Raw genomic sequence first — 16,831 nt, forward strand, 5'->3', positions numbered from 1 at the left:
CTTTATAGATATCTTTGGCTATTTTGGCAAAAGCCACCTTATCTTGATAATTGGTTAAACCTTGCCGGATAGTATTGATAATAGTAGTTGCTTTTTGATAGGTACCTATAGCTTTGTTGAGATCCTTGGGGTTGTTTGAATGAGAGAATTTTGATTTTAATGTCTTAGCTTTTTCAGACAAGATTTGCAGTAAAAGTTTAGGGTCAGAATAATTACTCTGATCAGTGAATTCTTTTTTAACTTTAGTCTCAATATTTTTTGAAGCACTTAATAGTGCTTTATCAAAATACTCTAATGCCTTGGAGTATTTTTGTTGTTTATGATATAGTACTCCATAACTATAATAAAACTCAGAAGTAAGATTATGTTCTTTTCCATAAATAGTTTGAACAATCTCTAATCCTTTTTTATAATAAAATAACGCATCATCATACTTTTGCATTTGAACATATGTATCTGCAATGTTTTGGTAAGTTATAGCAATTTCATTATTATCTTCAGCAAAAATGTTTTTGCGCATTTTCAATACTTTTTTATAATATTCTAATGCTTCACCTTCTCTATTTTGAGCAGATAGAACACTTCCAATATTATCATATACTTGCGTAACTTTATAATGATTTCCCCCAGAAATAAGAGCAAGCTTTTGTAAAGCTTTTTTTTGATATTCTAATGCTTTTTTTAATTGCCCTTTCTGTTTATAAATAGTTCCTAGGTTTATATAAAACGACCCTGTTTTTAGATCCTGTTTTTCTCCCAACTTATGTATTATATCTAAGCCTTTTTTACAAAATTGGATCGCTTTATCATTTTCACCTTTATTTTTTAAAATAATCCCAATATTATTATAGATATTAATTAAAGAGGGTGGATTATTTTTTTTATCTATAACTGCTAATGCTTTGTTGCAATGATCTAAAGCAATATCATATTGCTTTAGATTGATATAGGTTACTGCTATATTATTATAAATCCTTGTAATATTATCACTATCCTCTCCAAATTTTTTAATAGCTAACCTTAAATTTTTTTTATAATATTCTAATGCCTTATTAAATTCTCCAAGTTCATCATAAATAACTGCTATGTTATTATAAGAACCTCCAATTTCATAATGTTCTGGGCCTAATATTTTCAAATCAATAGCTAATGTTTTTTTAAAATATTGCACAGCTTTTTCATATTTAGATGTATAATAATAAATAGAACCAATATTCGTGTAGGATACAGCTAATTCTGAATGATCCTCAGAAAATAATTTACGTCGAATAGAAAGAGCCTTTTCAAAATATTCTATTGATTTATCATAATCTGAATTTGATTTGTGATACTGACCTATATTATCGTAAGTATAGGCCTCCACTCTATGATCTTTTGTTAGATATGTTTTACATATAGCTAATGCTTTTTCAGATTGTTGTAATGATTTTTTTAGTTGTGAGGTTTCCCATAAACTGAAAGAGATTCTATTATAACACACAGCAACTTTCTCCCATGCATGTGCTTCTTTATATAAAACCAGAGCTTTGTTATAATAAGCAATGGAGCTATCAACTTTTCTATCAAGTAGTAATGATTCAGCTTTCTTGTAATTCTGTGAAGCTACTATTGTGTCCTTGGTTATTTGTGCATATGAAAAATATGAAGAAGCTAAAAAAACAATAATTAACGTTATACGAATATGATATGCTGATTCTATATTATTCATGTGACGGAAGTTTTATTATATAGTTAATAGCAAAGAACGTAAAAATGTTACCTTTTTGTCAATGAGGGAGTATAAAATTAGGGTATATAGTGTATAGAAGTTAGTAATGAGAATTGAGTAGTGAGAAAGCTTCAACATTCGGTGTTCGGTATTGGGTAATCGATATTCAAACCTCTTTTTTACTTTATTTTTTTTTATTTTACGGTTTTACATTTAGTATTATCTCGTGTTCAATATTCTATTTTTCGTCTACTTTAGCATTTAAAATCTTACTGTTTTTTATTTTACATTTCTCTCTATCAATCTATTAAAATTCTCCTTATTTTCTACTTGAAAAATGCGTATCTTAGAGCCACTATTGGCTTATCATTTTTTTGTGCATTTTTTTATAAAAAGATGCCGTAACCCACAATAGATCTATTAAAGATGCGTTAACAATTTAGTAATCCAACTCCTACAATAAAAGCACATTTATAGTTATAATTTTGTTATCAAAACTAAACCTCACACTCATGAAATGGAACAACTTCCCCCTGATTCTTTTTTGTTCTCTTTCCTTTATGTCATTCTCTCAATCAGAACTCAATGGTAATCAAGAAGAATGGACAAAAGGATGGACAAGTTTTGAACCCAATCGTAAAGAATATCCTGACCACGAAGAAGTACTGCCTGAGATCATAAATACTGATTTTTATTTAGAAAATGACATCACCTATTTACTATCTGGTAATGTTTATGTAACCGATAATGCTACATTAACGATACAAGAAGGAACTATTATACGATGCGACACAAAAAATGTCGCTAGTCTGGTAGTGACCAAAGGATCTAAATTGATCGCAATGGGATCCAAAGAATTCCCTATTGTATTCACATCCAATAAAGCTAGAAAATCTCGAAAATCAGGAGACTGGGGTGGCATTATAATTGCTGGTTCAGGAACGATTAATTCACCTGCTTCTTCCAAAATTATTGAAGGTAATTTTTTACCACAATATTCCTCGTTTGGTGGAGATCAGGAAAATGAAATGACCTCTATACTATCCTATGTTCGGATTGAATTTGCAGGAAAAAAAATCAATCAATCAAAAGAACTCAATGGATTATCGCTTTATGCTTTAGGAAGTAAATCTGTTATTGATAACGTCATGATCAGTTATTCTGCTGATGATTCTTTTGAGTGTTTTGGAGGCAGGGCAAGTATGTCTAACCTTATCTCATACAAAGCCAAAGATGATGACTATGATTTTACAATGGGATATCAAGGAGAACTCCATACAATCATGGCAATCAGGCACCCATACATAAGTGACACCAGTGGTTCTTATGCCATAGAATCTGATGGGTATGATAAAAAAGAAGGATATACAAACCCTGAATCTTTATCAAACATACATATCAAAAATGCAAGCTTGATCAATCTCTCTGATCATACCAATTATCAACACACCACAGCAGCTATTTCATCTAAAAACTTATCAAAACTCAAACTTACAGACATGTGTATATCAGGGTTTGCCAATGTGGTTACCTTTGACAAAACATATCGCTCTTATACAGATCTTCAATATTATTTTTCTTTAGAAAATAGTGTATTCAATGTACACAGTAAAACTGTATTAACACAATATGAATCAGATATAAATGCTCAGCGATTACTCAAATACAATATGTACACAAACCATTTTAGAAACGCTAACGACTTATTTACAGCTCCTTTTGATAAAAAAAATCCAAAATTTACTATCAAAGAATCTGAAAATTATACCGTAATGCAGTAAATTTGGATTTTACACTTAAATCATCGTCACAATGAAATTACTTACTACCATTTTCTTTGCCTTTTTTATTATGAATTGTAGCTATGCGCAACTAAAAAAGAACGTATTTTTTGAGCAAACTGCACTAGTCAAAAAATTCCATACCATAGACGAATTAGAAAACTTAAAAAAAGGGCAACTCATTTCACTATACACCAATCGCGTTAATGAGGTAATAACCGTTTTACCATATTTAGCATTAACCAATGAAGCAGGAGTTAAATTATCTGATATTGGAATCAAAGAAAATTCTGATAATCTAAGAGCGTTGAATAAGCATCATGGTACTAATACAGAAATGCTAGAAAGTTCAAAAAATATGATTTCTGAATTTATTCCTTATGCTGATACCGAAAAAATTATATGGGCTATTCTATATTTTGAAGAGGTAATCAAAAAGGTGAGAATTGGAGCCAATGGAAACTTCTAGAAAAACATATTTATTGTAAAATATCACAAAAAAGGCTTTAACAATAGTCATTTCATTCATGACTTTTTAAAGTCTTTTTTGTAGAACACTATTTAAAATTAAGTATTATTCATCAAATGTTATTTTATAAACTTGTAAGGTTTTATCTAATTTTTCTGTTTAATACATATAAAAACGACGTAATACACATAAAAGGAGTTTTGTTATACCTAATTATAACATAAACCATTGTTAAACAGGGGGGGAAATCCCCCTTATTCACAAAAAAACAAGCACTAAACCTGTTTTTACTCCATTCTTCTACCTCCCCAAGCAAAAAACAACTTATTTTTTTGATTATCAGCATAATAAAAGCATTATTTTGTAAGAATTATACTTATAAAGTTATGTTAAATATCTTAAAAATAACGATAAACACACAAAGTCTACGGTAAACACGTAACCAACTTTGTGAAAACTCTGCTATCTTAGTAGTCCAAAAATTGGGAGAAAGAAATTTCCTCCAAAAGTTTAACCCCAAAATAAACTATTATGAAAAAAAGATGTTTTCTATTAACAGCTTTTGCCCTTCTACTATTAACTTCTTCTTTTGCTATAGCGCAAGATTTTAATGAAAATAATGACAGGTGGACTAAAGGATGGACTAATTTTACTCCAAATAAAACAGAGTATCCTGAGGCTGAAGAAAAACTACCAAATATCATAGTTGATCATACATATTTACGAAATGATGTTGTATATCAAATGTCTGGCGACGTTTATGTAACCAATGGAGCATCTTTGACTATACAGGAAGGAACAGTAATTCGATGTGATCATGAGAATCCCGCAAACCTTATTATTACCAGAGGCTCTAAATTGATTGCGGCAGGATCTAAAGCCTATCCAATTGTTTTTACTTCTAGTAAAGCCTCTAAATCTAGAAACAGTGGAGACTGGGGAGGAATTATTATTGCTGGATCAGGAAAAATAAATACTGTTTCTGGTAATGGGATCATTGAGGGAAAACTTAATCCTCAATACGCTCTATATGGAGGAAATCAAAAGTTTGAAGAAACAACCATATTAAAATATGTAAGAATCGAATTCTCTGGACATTCAGGATCTAATGGTTTATCACTATACGGATTAGGAACTTCTTCTATCATAGAAGACATTATGGTTAGTTATTCTGCTCATGACTCGTATAATATTCATGGAGGAAAAAATGACATTCAAAATTTGGTTTCTCTAAAAGCTCAGGGAGATGATTTTCATTTTTCTGAAGGCTTTAAAGGTACCGCAAAAAATGTAATGGCGATTAGGCATCCATTTATAAATAGCCCACAAGGATCTTATGCTATCGAGATAGATGGTTACAATAAAGAACTAGGGTATATAAGACCTGATGCAGTGACTGATGTTACTATCACCAATGCAACACTTGTAAATCTATCAGACAAAACTAATTATCAGCATACGACCGCAGCAGTTTCTGCAACAAATTCAGCAATCACTTATATCCATAATTCAAAAATATCTGGGTTCTCTGATGTTGTTAAATTTGATAGTTCGTACACCTCATTAGCAATAATGCAAAAAGCTTTTATGATGGATAACAGTTTTTTCAATATTCATGGTGATGGTATTAATAGCAATAACAAAGGGATCAACGGAACTCTTAATATCTTAAAGTATAACCGATTTACAGAAGATTTCGTAAGTGTGAATGACCTGTTTAGCGACCCTAAAAGCACCATCACTCCAAAATTTAAATTAAAACAATCATTAAACAACTATATGGTTATGCAATAAATAAAATTTTGTAATACCATATATCAAATTAAAGAACCGATTCAATAAGTCAATGTATACTATAAACATTATGCCAAAAATAATAATTCACTTTGCCTTTTTTCTTATGATAAGTACTGTTGTTGGCCAACACACAATAAATGAGGCAATATTTTTCACCAAAAAAGATCAGATTATCAAATTTCATACAATTGATGATCTGCAAGCATTGAAAAAAGGAGAGCTTGTAAAATTATATCAAGATCGTGTAGAAGAAATCATGACTACACTTCCTTTTTTATCCTTGACCAATGAACCTGGAGTAAGGATGAATGATATTGGTATCAAAGAAGACTCTAGGCATCTTAAAGTTCTAAAGCATCATACTGAATCCACTAGAAAAAGTCTGGCAACAACCAAAAAAACTATAGAAGAATTGGTTCCTTATGCAGATACAGAAAAAATTATCTGGACGATCCTATATTATGAAGAGACTATTAAAAAAATGAGAATAGGAGTCAACGGAAATTTTTAAAAATCATATTAGTAATGTGTTATAATTATCATATTTACTTAGGGTTAGGAGCGGCAATTGCCGCTCCTATGTGTTTTGATATCGTTTAATGCAAAATGCTTTTTAATTTATTTTTATACCAGTTCTGATTTATATGATTTACACATAAAAATTTCGTATATAGTTTGTTTCTTTTGCACTATATCTGTGTTATAAAATTCAAACATAGCAGGGCTGTGGTCGTGTTTTATTTTGAAATATTAGACAAAAAGGCGCGGTTTTATTGAGTAAATTTAAGTTGGAAAGGTATTACATCTTGTCGGCAATAGTTTTAATTTTTTCAGGTAATTCATAAAATTCCGCCTACATCCTGTCTTCCTACAATAGCTATTATTTCTACACTATTTTCATTTACTCTGAAATAAATGCTATCAATTCCACAGACACAACATCGATACCTTTTTTTTATATAATCTACAGATTCAAAGGGAAAAGGCCTTTGCGCTATAATATCGAAATATTCAAAAAATGAATAAAAATATTTGTCAGCTTGAGTCATTCCAAATTTTTTAACTCCATAATGGTGAATCCGAATCAAGTCATTTTTAGCCTCATTGCTTAATCGATATTTAGCCATTCAATAAAGACTTTGAGTGAGCTAAAATCTTCTCTTTACTATCATTCGTAAATCCACTATTTTCAGCTTTCTCCAATTTAGCACGAATCCAGTCAACTTGAACCTGTTGTTTTCGAGCTTGTCGAATCAAGTCATTTATCAATTCACTTTTGCTTGAATATTCGTTATTATCCACTTGGGCTTTTAGCCATTCATCATTTGGTTTTGTAAACGATATACTTTGTCTAGCCATAATTTTATATTTGGTGTAGAATTACACCAAAAACGAATCAAACACAAATTATCAATAGACAATAATTCTTCATTCCTACTTTTAGGCTTTAAAAATTTAAGATGTTCGTCCATTTTAAGAGAAAAACTATTAGCATAGTAACCATACAACTAATAGAAAATAACCCCTTGTCAATAAAACAATTTCACTCCCAATTTTTCCAAGTTCCTTCACTAAAAACCTCATTTTTGAAATAATCTTTAGAAATCTTCCAATAAAGAAAAATGATAATTTAAAAAAGTAATGTTACAATGATCCAAGTATTTTCCATTTATCAAATTTCACTAATTATTACCAATATCAATATATTTGTAAGGGTATCCCCGTCATAGCTACTAATTGGCTATATGACATCATTATTACTCTATTTTTTATTAGGAATTATTAGTGCAATAATAGGAGCATTACCTCTTGGTGCTGTAAACTTAGCTGTTATTAGAGCTACTACAACCCAAACGATCCACAACGCATTCTATATTATTCTCACCGCAGGAGTTGGCGAGATACTACTAGCTACTCTAGCGCTATACTACAATATAGAATTATCACATTTTTTCACACAATACCCTTGGGTTCAAGGTTCCTTTATTTTTGTTTTCTTTTTTATTGGCATATACCTCTTATTCATAAAAAACAAAATAAACCCCAAAAACTATCCAAAACTACACACCTCTAAACTCATTACTGGATTTTCTCTGGCAACATTAAACCCACCCGTAGCTATTTACTGGATTTTAGCTATCTCTTGGATCGATAAGTATATTTTTGAACTCACCCCTCATACTCCTTTTGTTTCTTTGTTGCTCTTCTTTTTTGGCATCTATTTAGGTAAAACCACAACCTTATATTGTTATGGGCTATGGGGACATAAAATAGCTCAACAGAAAAATTCAAAAACCAAGCTTTCAAGAATACTTGGAGTCGCTTTAATCATCCTCTCAATTTTTCAAGGCATCAAATTTATAGCAGAATAAACCATCCTAGGATAAGTAAAAGTATTCGTTTGAAACGAGCCTTTAATTTCAAAGAAAACTTCGATGTATTAAATCCCATTTAGTGAGTAATTCATTTATCAAAATACTATTTTTTAAATTATTTATACAAGTATTTTTATGTTAACAGCTTTATATTTGTTGCTGGAATACCAAATTATAAGATGATGACAAAAAATGACCCCGATTATAAATTAAAATTATCAAAAGAAGAAATGCAACAATATGGGTATAAGATTATAGACCATATTGTAGAACATTTTGAAACTCAACATTCAAAAAAACCAGTTACTATTGCTTCTAGAGAAGAGATGGATTCACTTTTAACAGAAGACATTCCAAACAAAGCTACTGCTGCAAATGAAGTTTTGGATTTTGTTATGGATCAGATTATTCCTAATAGTAATATTGTAACACACCCTAAATCTTATTCTTTTGTACCTGGGCCCAGTAATTATGTAAGTGTTATGGCGGATACTATTGCCACAGGTTTCAATATATTTTCAGGAGGTTGGGCAGCTTCACCAGCTGCAGCAGAATTAGAAATTGTAGTAATGAATTGGCTCCTTAAAATTTTTGGATTTCCTGTAAAAAAAGGAGGAGGAATATTTACAAGTGGTGGTTCGATGGCAAATCTTACCGCATTGGTAACCGCTAGAAGGATAAAATGTGGTGAAGATTTCTCTAAAGCAGTAATTTACTTATCTGATCAAGCGCATTCTTCAAATATCAAGGCAATTAAAGTTATTGGATTCAAAAAAGAACAAATCAGAGTTATTCCTACAGATATAGAGTTTAAGCTATCGCTCAACAAACTCAAAAATATTATTGCCAAAGATCGACTTGAAGGTTGGAAACCATTCTGTATCGTTGCTTCTGCAGGAACCACCAATACTGGAACGGTAGATCCGTTGAATGAAATTGCTAATATTTGCGAAGAAGAGAACTTATGGATGCATGTAGATGGTGCTTATGGAGGTGCCGCTATATTAGCTGATAAAGGCAAAAAACTGCTGAAAGGAATCGAACGTGCTGATTCATTGACTGTAGATCCTCATAAATGGTTTTTTCAACCTTATGAGATAGGTTGTCTATTGGTAAAAGATCACAACTGGCTAAGTAGTACATTTAGCGAAAAGCCTGAATACTTAAGAGATATAGAGGGTAATGAATCTGAGATTAATTTTTATGATCACGGTATTCAACTAACTCGTCGTTTTAGAGCATTAAAATTTTATATGTCTTTAAAAACGTTTGGACTAGACTCCTTTAGAAAAGCAATAAAATACAACATTGATCTTGCAGATCAAACAGAGGCTATTTTGAGAAAAAGTAGTTATTGGGAAATTACATCTCCTGCCACTCTTGCAATAATCAATTTTAGATACAACCCTATTGGGGCACATTTATCTGAAAAAGACTTGGATCATATAAACCAAATGATCTCTCAAAAAATAGTTGCTTCTAGAGAAGCACTTCTGGTTACAACCATCTTACAAAATCAGGTCGTACTCAGAATGTGCTTAATTAATCCACGAACTACTATAGATGATATCAAAAACACATTACAACAATGTGAGCAATTTGGCAAAGAAGAACTAGCTATTATGCAAAAACAATAGACTAAGAGATCGTTAAACTCACAACGTATCCTTCGTTATTTCTTACATTAAAGACCGTATTATCTTCAAAAATAAGATACTGCCCTTTGATCCCTTTTAATACTCCCGTGTATTGCGGTGTTTTTTCCAGATTCAAACTTTTTAGTTTATCAGGGTACTGCAATACCGGGAATTTTATTTCCGTTTCTTTTCCATTTTCAACAAAATATTCTTTTACCTCTTCTGGGATAAATTCTTGTAGCTTGCTTTTTATGTCATTAAGATTCTCATCAACAATCTCATTTTTTAGCATTGTTCTCCAATTTGTTTTGTCTGCGACATGTTCTTTTAGAGCAACTTCTGTAATTCCTGCCAAATATCGATTAGGTACTTCAACAATTTCTATTGCCTCATGAGCTCCTTGATCTATCCATCGTGTCGGTACTTGTGATTTTCTGGTCACTCCTACTTTTACATTACTAGAATTTGCGAGATATACAATATGAGGCTGAAGCTGTGCTTTTTTTTCAAACTCTAAATCCCTATCTTCTACTCCCAAATGGGCAGTACTCAACTCAGGGCGCATTACCCAATCTCCTACCTGAGGTTGATTATAAAAATCATCATAACAATACCCTTGCCTGAATATCTTTTTATTTTTACCACAAGCTAAACACTGGTACCTTTCAAAATCAATCTGTATACTTTTATTCAATAATTGATTCATATGAATAAAATCTGACTCAAAAACTAAATAGTATTGAATAGGGTCAGCTATTTCTGTTTGCATCTTTGTAAGTACTCCTTGATATTGCATAAAATTTTATTATATGATACTCTACTACGAAGAATGTGATTATTTTTATTATTTTAGTTTTCACATTGACAACAACCAAAAATAATATATTCTTGCTTTTGCAAAAGTCTGGAATTACATTATTTCTACCTAAATATACATCAAAAAATGCCAATCCCATTAGTTAATTCTATTGCCAGCTGGTTCTTAAAAAAACGTTTTCACCAGATGGAACTTTTTCTTAAGTACCCCAATGAAGTTCAGCTCGAATTACTACATGTGCTATTAGAAACAGCTAAGCATACAGAACTAGGTAAGAAATATGACTTTGCGACAATAGATAGTTATGAGACTTTTAAGCAACGAGTACCTGTACGATCTTATGAAGATTATGAATCTATGATTGAAAGGAGTCGTTTGGGAGAAAATAATATTTTCTGGCCTACCCCTATTAGGTGGTTTGCAAAATCAAGTGGTACCACCAGCTCAAAAAGTAAATTTATACCAGTAAGTGAGGAATCATTAGAAGATTGTCATTTTGCCGCAGGCAAAGACCTTTTATGCATGTATCTTAACAACAATGAGAATTCTAAACTCTTTACAGGAAAAAGCTTACGATTGGGTGGTAGTAAAGAACTGTATAAGGAAAACGGAACTTCATTTGGAGACCTATCTGCAATTATCATAGACAATATGCCATTCTGGGCAGAGTTTAGCTCAACTCCTAGCAATGAAGTCTCATTGATGAGTGACTGGGAATATAAAATGAAAGCTATTGTAAACGAAACTATTCAAGAAAATGTAACCAGTTTGGCAGGAGTACCTTCTTGGATGCTTGTTTTGCTTAACCAAGTGCTAGAAATGACTGGCAACGAGCATATTTTTGAGATCTGGAATAATCTAGAAGTATATTTTCATGGAGGAGTAAGTTTTGAACCCTACAAAGATCAATACAATAAGATCCTACCTAAAGATTCTTTTAAATATTATGAAATATATAATGCTTCAGAAGGTTTCTTTGCTATTCAAGATCGCAATGATTCTTCAGAACTTTTATTGATGCTTGATTATGGAATATTCTATGAGTTTATTCCTATGGAATCACATGGAACCGAAGAAGAAGAAATTATCCCCCTGAGTGAGGTCGAAGTAGGAAAAAATTATGCAATCATTATAACTACCAATGCAGGATTATGGCGTTATAAAATAGGAGACACTATACGTTTTACCTCTATAAATCCTTATAGAATTAAAGTATCTGGTAGAACCAAGCATCATATCAATGTTTTTGGAGAAGAGCTCATCATAGAAAATGCAGAAGAAGCACTTAGAAAAACAACTAAAATCACTCATAGTGAGATTGTAGACTACACTGTTGCCCCTATCTTTATGAAGGATAGAGAAAAAGGAGCACATGAATGGCTTATAGAATTCAAAGAGCCTCCTAAAAGTATTGATGATTTTATATCAATTCTAGATCACAATCTGCAACAGGTCAATAGTGATTATGAAGCAAAAAGATACAATAACACAACTCTTAATATACCACAAATACGAATAGCAAGGTCAAACCTTTTCTATGATTGGCTCAAAAAGAATAATAAATTGGGTGGACAACACAAAGTCCCTAGATTGTCTAATTCACGTACTTATATCGAAGAGCTAATAGAGTTAAATAACATAACTCTATATTCTTCATAATACCACTGATTTAAAATTTAATTTTTAACAAAATCTGACTTTTTTTAGGCAAAATCACTTGTTTGTATATTTATTTTTTACGGTAAAACCGTAAAAATAGTATGTAAGAAATGTTGTTTTTAACAAAAAATAGAGTCTTTCATCCGTAAAAAAAAGCGTTTGATCTAAAAAACATCAAATCACTTTCTAGCATCTATTTTTCATAGTAAATTTGTAACCAGATACTTATAAATTCATTAAAGCCCTAAAATATGAAAAACAGTATATCGTGTATTATTCTTTTACTTTTATTTACAGGAATTAACGCACAAGAAGCTAAAACAGCACATATTACTCAGGACACAGAAAAATTAGCTACAGCAACTACTGATTCTTCTGACTCTATAACGGCTTTAAAAACAGAAAACAATCTAGAAGACTACACTTGTTATAGTGAGTTATCTAAAGTAGCTTTTTACGAAGCTTTACTACGTAAAAACAACCTAGATGTTTCAACAAAAAGTGATACTCTTATATTAGAAAATACAGAGAACAATATTTTAGATAACAAAAATCAAATATCTGTCTTTGAATAAAAAACTTTACTAATCAACCAATAAAAAAATCCTTTATGCATAGCATAAAGGATTTTTTTATTATAATACTTTCTCAAATTTTACGATACTGCTTTAAGCTTTTTTATCGTAGATTTATTTAGTTTCTTTTCTGCATAATCCTTAGTCACTCTAAACTCTGTCTCATCACTCTCTGGCATCTCATACATTGCATCTGTTAAAATAGCCTCACAAAGTGACCTAAGTCCTCTAGCTCCTAATTTATACTCCATTGCTTTTTCTACAATATACTCTAGTGCGCCGTCTGTAATAGAAAAATCAACATTATCCATCTCAAAGAGCTTCTTATACTGCTTGATTATCGCATTCTTAGGAGCAGTCAAAATAGATCGCAACGTCTCTGCATCTAATGGATTCATATAAGAAAGCACAGGAAGTCTACCGATAATCTCAGGAATCAATCCAAAATCTTTTAAATCCTTTGGGATAATATACTGAAGTAGATTGTCTTTCTCTATAGCATCTTCACTTTTGGAAGCGCTATAACCTACTGCCTGCATATTCAAACGTTTTTGAATCATCTTTTCAATACCATCAAATGCACCTCCTGCAATAAAAAGAATATTCTCTGTATTAACCTCAATAAACTTTTGATCTGGATGTTTACGCCCACCTTTGGGAGGAACATTAACAATAGTTCCTTCTAGAAGCTTAAGTAATGCTTGTTGCACTCCTTCTCCAGAAACGTCTCTAGTTATACTTGGGTTATCACTCTTACGAGCGATTTTATCTATCTCATCAATAAATACAATACCTCGTTGTGCTTTTTCCAGATTATAGTCTGCTGCTTGCAATAAACGTGTAAGAATACTTTCTACATCTTCACCCACATATCCCGCTTCTGTAAGTACAGTTGCATCTACAATAGCAAGAGGCACGTTAAGCATTTTAGCAATAGTTTTTGCCATCAATGTTTTACCAGTACCTGTCTGCCCAACCATAATGATATTACTTTTCTGTATCTCAATATCATCATCTGTTTGCGGTTGTAATAGTCGTTTATAGTGATTATATACCGCTACAGACATTATCTTTTTGGTAAACTCTTGTCCTATTACATATTCATCCAAAAACTTTTTAATAGCCATAGGCTTACGTAACATCAATTCGTTACTTAGCTCGCCAGTTTCTTCATCTTTGGCTTCTTCTACCACTATTCCATGTGCCTGAACAATACATCTATCACAAATATGCGCATCTAATCCTGCAATAAGCAGATTGGTTTCAGGTTTTTTTCTCCCACAAAAAGAACATTCTAAATCTTCTTTAGCCATAGTAATTTTATTTCTTTAATAAAAATTTCTCTTGTTTTGCCATACAACCAAGTAAGACGTTTTTATCTCTCTGCAACAAGAAAAATTATTTCATTCTTATTCTCTAGTCAAAATTTCATCAATCATTCCATATTCAAGAGCTTTATCGGCTTTCATCCAATAATCTCTATCACTGTCTTGATAAACTTTATCATAGGTTTGCCCAGAATGTTTGGCAATAATTTTATACAATTCTTCTTTTAATATTAAGATTTCTCTAGCTGTAATTTCTATATCACTAGCTTGTCCTTGTGCTCCTCCTAATGGTTGATGAATCATAACACGGCTATGTGGTAATCCAGATCGTTTTCCTTCTTGGCCAGCACACAACAGTACAGCACCCATTGATGCAGCCATACCTGTACAGATTGTTGCAACATCTGGTTTTATAAACTGCATGGTGTCATAAATGCCTAGACCCGCATATACACTACCCCCTGGAGAGTTAATATATATTTGAATATCTTTTGAGGAATCTACACTTTCTAAAAATAACAATTGTGCTTGTATGATATTTGCTACTTGATCATTTATCCCAGTTCCCATAAATATAATACGGTCCATCATTAACCGTGAAAAAACATCAAAAATAGCAATATTCATTTGACGTTCTTCTATTATATTAGGAGTCATACCAACTGGATACATACTACTAACTATCTGATTATAGTAATTACTATTAATACCGTGATGTTTTGTAGCGTATTTTTCGAATTCTTTTCCGTAATCCATATATTTCTTTTCTGAAATTTTTATTGATAAAAAAAGGCGTTAACCCAAAGATAGTTTAACGCCCTAAATATAAGTATAAATTCGTTAGTAAATTACAACATTATTTATTTGTAAACTTCTTTTATGAATTCATCAAAGCTAACTTCTTTTACTTTCAGCTTTGCATTTTCTTTATAGTAATTAAGTAATTTTTTACTCATTAATTGCTCAGACATTCTCTTCACCTCTTCTTGGTTTGACAATATTCTTGCAGCAATATCTTCTAATTCTTTATCTTCTGGAGAGTTTTGCCCAAATTGTGCCATTTGGCCCTTAATCAATTCTTTTGCAAATTCTTTCAACTCATCAAAAGTAACCTGAAGATTATTATCATTAATCAACTTACCTTCAACCAATTGATAACGCAATCCTTTTTCGCTTTTCTCATATTCATCTTTTGCCTCATCTTCTGTCAAAGGTTGTTCTCCTGTTGTGCGAATCCATTTTTGCAAAAATTCAATAGGAAGATCAAACTTGGTATTTTCTAGAACGCTTTCTGTAATATCATTAAGCAGTTGTTGTTCTGACTGCTGCTCAAATTGACGTTCTGCATCTTCTTTAATTTTTGCTTTTAGATCATCAATACTCTTTACAGCATCAGGACCATATAATTTATCAAACAACTCTTGATCCAAATCAGCAAGTTCCTGAGTATTCACTTCTGAAACCGTAAAAGTTACTTCTACATTAAGACCTTCAGCTTCTTCTTTAGTAATTTTCAAAGCACTGATTAAGTCCTGATCCTCACTAAATAATCCTTTTGTTTTTAATTTGATAACATCTCCTACTTTCACTCCGATAAACTTATCAAGGTTCTTCTTTCCTTTAATTTTATCAAGTGAAACAGTAAATGCGTTATCGATTTCTTTTTCTTCATTCACAAAAGATCCAGCTACCAAATCATCTTTCTCTGCAGCATCTTTAGGAATCAGCTTACCGTATTGTTTTTGAATGGTCTTGATTTGATTATCCACCATCTCATCATTGGCAACAATTTTGTAGTGAGTAATTGCTTTTTTACCGTTGAGTTTTACTTCAAATTTTGGAGCTAATCCTAATTCAAATTCAAAAGAATAGTTATCACTATCCCAGTCAAAATTATCTTGCTCTTTTGGCAAAGGATTCCCTAAAACATCAAGTTTCTCTTCTGTGAGATATTTATTCAATGCATCTTGTAGTAGCTTATTCACCTCATCTACCAAAACTGCTTTTCCGTACTGTTTTTTCACAAGCCCCATAGGAACATGACCTTTTCTAAAACCAGGGATATTAGCGCTTTTGCGATAATCACTAAGAATCTTATCTACCTTATCACTATAATCTTCTTTAGTGATATCTACAGTTACTACTGCATTTAATTCGTCTAATTGCTCTTTTGAAATATTCATTTATCTCTACGTTTACTACTAAAAATTGGGTTGCAAAAGTAATACTTTTTTACATCACAACAAATTTTTAACTCCCTGAAAAACAGTAAACGTTACATTAGTTTCTATCTTTCTTCAAAACAGAATGCAGTATTGATTGAAACACAGATAATAAAACACTAAAAATTAGGGCCCAAAGCCATCCTCTTACACTAAATCCAGACACAAAATAATCTGCCATTAAAATAATAGCTGCATTAATAACCAGAAGAAATAGCCCTAATGTAAGTATCGTAGCTGGTAAAGTAAAAATAACCAACAAAGGTTTTACAATTGTATTCAAAATAGCCAATACAATAGCTACAATGATAGCGCTTACATAATTCTCTACCGCTACTCCAGGAAGAATCTTTGCCAGAATAAGTACTGCTAGAGCGCTTAAAATAAGTTTTAGTAAAAAATTCATATACCAAATATAAACTTTATTTTTTTTTCAATAAAAAAACCTGCTGAAAAACAACAG

At 31.5% G+C, this 16,831-nt stretch carries 16 protein-coding genes; 8 read left to right on the top strand and 8 right to left on the bottom strand.

What is annotated here, in order from left to right:
• Positions 1-1,708, bottom strand: a 1,708-nt coding sequence (locus tag DG508_RS13445; RefSeq protein WP_159090827.1) for a tetratricopeptide repeat protein, incomplete at its 3' end; no start/stop codon positions are given.
• A 512-nt stretch (positions 1,709-2,220) separates the two neighbouring features.
• Here DG508_RS13445 and DG508_RS13450 point away from each other — a divergent pair.
• The 4 genes from DG508_RS13450 (at position 2,221) to DG508_RS13465 (ending at position 6,266) form a co-directional block, all read left to right on the top strand.
• Positions 2,221-3,489 (top strand): hypothetical protein, encoded by a 1,269-nt coding sequence (locus DG508_RS13450; RefSeq protein WP_159090828.1) that lies wholly within the window; start codon positions 2,221-2,223, stop codon positions 3,487-3,489.
• A 31-nt stretch (positions 3,490-3,520) separates the two neighbouring features.
• Positions 3,521-3,958 (top strand): hypothetical protein, encoded by a 438-nt coding sequence (locus DG508_RS13455; protein ID WP_108868650.1) that lies wholly within the window; start codon positions 3,521-3,523, stop codon positions 3,956-3,958.
• A gap of 531 nt (positions 3,959-4,489) precedes the next feature.
• Positions 4,490-5,752, top strand: a complete 1,263-nt coding sequence (locus DG508_RS13460) for a hypothetical protein (RefSeq protein WP_108868651.1) — start codon at positions 4,490-4,492, stop codon at positions 5,750-5,752.
• 70 nt (positions 5,753-5,822) lie between these two features.
• Complete coding sequence (locus DG508_RS13465) at positions 5,823-6,266, top strand: hypothetical protein (protein WP_159090829.1); 444 nt, start codon at positions 5,823-5,825, stop codon at positions 6,264-6,266.
• Between the two features lie 328 nt (positions 6,267-6,594).
• Here DG508_RS13465 and DG508_RS13470 read toward each other — a convergent pair whose 3' ends face one another.
• Together DG508_RS13470 and DG508_RS13475 are read right to left on the bottom strand one after the other, a co-directional pair.
• Positions 6,595-6,882: a type II toxin-antitoxin system RelE/ParE family toxin gene (locus tag DG508_RS13470; protein WP_108868653.1), complete on the bottom strand. Its 288-nt coding sequence runs from the start codon at positions 6,880-6,882 to the stop codon at positions 6,595-6,597.
• On the bottom strand, positions 6,875-7,114 hold the full coding sequence (locus DG508_RS13475; protein WP_108868654.1) for a ribbon-helix-helix domain-containing protein: 240 nt from the start codon (positions 7,112-7,114) through the stop codon (positions 6,875-6,877). The genes DG508_RS13470 and DG508_RS13475 overlap by 8 nt, the downstream gene beginning before the upstream one ends.
• Positions 7,115-7,500: 386 nt before the next feature.
• Here DG508_RS13475 and DG508_RS13480 point away from each other — a divergent pair, with 386 nt between their 5' ends.
• The gene (locus DG508_RS13480) at positions 7,501-8,127 is read left to right on the top strand and encodes a hypothetical protein (RefSeq protein ID WP_108868655.1); all 627 of its coding nucleotides are present in this window, start codon (positions 7,501-7,503) and stop codon (positions 8,125-8,127) included.
• A gap of 185 nt (positions 8,128-8,312) precedes the next feature.
• Positions 8,313-9,767 carry a pyridoxal phosphate-dependent decarboxylase family protein gene (locus DG508_RS13485; protein WP_108868656.1) on the top strand — a complete coding sequence of 485 codons (1,455 nt, stop codon included), beginning with the start codon at positions 8,313-8,315 and terminating at the stop codon, positions 9,765-9,767.
• Position 9,768: 1 nt separating this feature from the next.
• Here the strand turns inward: DG508_RS13485 and DG508_RS13490 are convergent, their stop codons facing one another.
• On the bottom strand, positions 9,769-10,563 hold the full coding sequence (locus tag DG508_RS13490) for a DUF2797 domain-containing protein (RefSeq protein WP_108868657.1): 795 nt from the start codon (positions 10,561-10,563) through the stop codon (positions 9,769-9,771).
• Between the two features lie 147 nt (positions 10,564-10,710).
• On the opposite strand from DG508_RS13490, the gene DG508_RS13495 reads away from it, so the two are divergent.
• Together DG508_RS13495 and DG508_RS13500 are read left to right on the top strand one after the other, a co-directional pair.
• Positions 10,711-12,243 (top strand): GH3 auxin-responsive promoter family protein, encoded by a 1,533-nt coding sequence (locus tag DG508_RS13495; RefSeq protein ID WP_108868658.1) that lies wholly within the window; start codon positions 10,711-10,713, stop codon positions 12,241-12,243.
• Between the two features lie 251 nt (positions 12,244-12,494).
• Positions 12,495-12,818: a hypothetical protein gene (locus DG508_RS13500; protein WP_103865792.1), complete on the top strand. Its 324-nt coding sequence runs from the start codon at positions 12,495-12,497 to the stop codon at positions 12,816-12,818.
• Between the two features lie 80 nt (positions 12,819-12,898).
• On the opposite strand, the gene clpX is transcribed toward DG508_RS13500, so the two are convergent.
• The 4 genes from clpX to DG508_RS13520 all read right to left on the bottom strand — a co-directional run bounded on the left by clpX (position 12,899) and on the right by DG508_RS13520 (position 16,774).
• Positions 12,899-14,131 carry an ATP-dependent Clp protease ATP-binding subunit ClpX gene (clpX, locus tag DG508_RS13505; protein ID WP_108868659.1) on the bottom strand — a complete coding sequence of 411 codons (1,233 nt, stop codon included), beginning with the start codon at positions 14,129-14,131 and terminating at the stop codon, positions 12,899-12,901.
• A gap of 96 nt (positions 14,132-14,227) precedes the next feature.
• Positions 14,228-14,902 (bottom strand): ATP-dependent Clp endopeptidase proteolytic subunit ClpP, encoded by a 675-nt coding sequence (clpP, locus tag DG508_RS13510; RefSeq protein WP_108868660.1) that lies wholly within the window; start codon positions 14,900-14,902, stop codon positions 14,228-14,230.
• A 104-nt stretch (positions 14,903-15,006) separates the two neighbouring features.
• Positions 15,007-16,329 carry a trigger factor gene (tig, locus tag DG508_RS13515; protein WP_108868661.1) on the bottom strand — a complete coding sequence of 441 codons (1,323 nt, stop codon included), beginning with the start codon at positions 16,327-16,329 and terminating at the stop codon, positions 15,007-15,009.
• A gap of 97 nt (positions 16,330-16,426) precedes the next feature.
• Complete coding sequence (locus tag DG508_RS13520) at positions 16,427-16,774, bottom strand: phage holin family protein (RefSeq protein WP_108868662.1); 348 nt, start codon at positions 16,772-16,774, stop codon at positions 16,427-16,429.
• Positions 16,775-16,831 lie beyond the last annotated feature (57 nt).

It is taken from the genome of Aquimarina aquimarini (assembly GCF_900299535.1).
In the GTDB taxonomy this organism is placed as follows: domain Bacteria; phylum Bacteroidota; class Bacteroidia; order Flavobacteriales; family Flavobacteriaceae; genus Aquimarina; species Aquimarina aquimarini.

Coding starts and splice junctions, on each gene's coding strand:
- DG508_RS13450 (WP_159090828.1), top strand. CDS start 2,221: ATGAAATGGAACAACTTCCCCCTGATTCTTTTTTGTTCTCTTTCCTTT.
- DG508_RS13455 (WP_108868650.1), top strand. CDS start 3,521: ATGAAATTACTTACTACCATTTTCTTTGCCTTTTTTATTATGAATTGT.
- DG508_RS13460 (WP_108868651.1), top strand. CDS start 4,490: ATGAAAAAAAGATGTTTTCTATTAACAGCTTTTGCCCTTCTACTATTA.
- DG508_RS13465 (WP_159090829.1), top strand. CDS start 5,823: ATGCCAAAAATAATAATTCACTTTGCCTTTTTTCTTATGATAAGTACT.
- DG508_RS13470 (WP_108868653.1), bottom strand. CDS start 6,882: ATGGCTAAATATCGATTAAGCAATGAGGCTAAAAATGACTTGATTCGG.
- DG508_RS13475 (WP_108868654.1), bottom strand. CDS start 7,114: ATGGCTAGACAAAGTATATCGTTTACAAAACCAAATGATGAATGGCTA.
- DG508_RS13480 (WP_108868655.1), top strand. CDS start 7,501: ATGACATCATTATTACTCTATTTTTTATTAGGAATTATTAGTGCAATA.
- DG508_RS13485 (WP_108868656.1), top strand. CDS start 8,313: ATGACAAAAAATGACCCCGATTATAAATTAAAATTATCAAAAGAAGAA.
- DG508_RS13490 (WP_108868657.1), bottom strand. CDS start 10,563: ATGCAATATCAAGGAGTACTTACAAAGATGCAAACAGAAATAGCTGAC.
- DG508_RS13495 (WP_108868658.1), top strand. CDS start 10,711: ATGCCAATCCCATTAGTTAATTCTATTGCCAGCTGGTTCTTAAAAAAA.
- DG508_RS13500 (WP_103865792.1), top strand. CDS start 12,495: ATGAAAAACAGTATATCGTGTATTATTCTTTTACTTTTATTTACAGGA.
- clpX (WP_108868659.1), bottom strand. CDS start 14,131: ATGGCTAAAGAAGATTTAGAATGTTCTTTTTGTGGGAGAAAAAAACCT.
- clpP (WP_108868660.1), bottom strand. CDS start 14,902: ATGGATTACGGAAAAGAATTCGAAAAATACGCTACAAAACATCACGGT.
- tig (WP_108868661.1), bottom strand. CDS start 16,329: ATGAATATTTCAAAAGAGCAATTAGACGAATTAAATGCAGTAGTAACT.
- DG508_RS13520 (WP_108868662.1), bottom strand. CDS start 16,774: ATGAATTTTTTACTAAAACTTATTTTAAGCGCTCTAGCAGTACTTATT.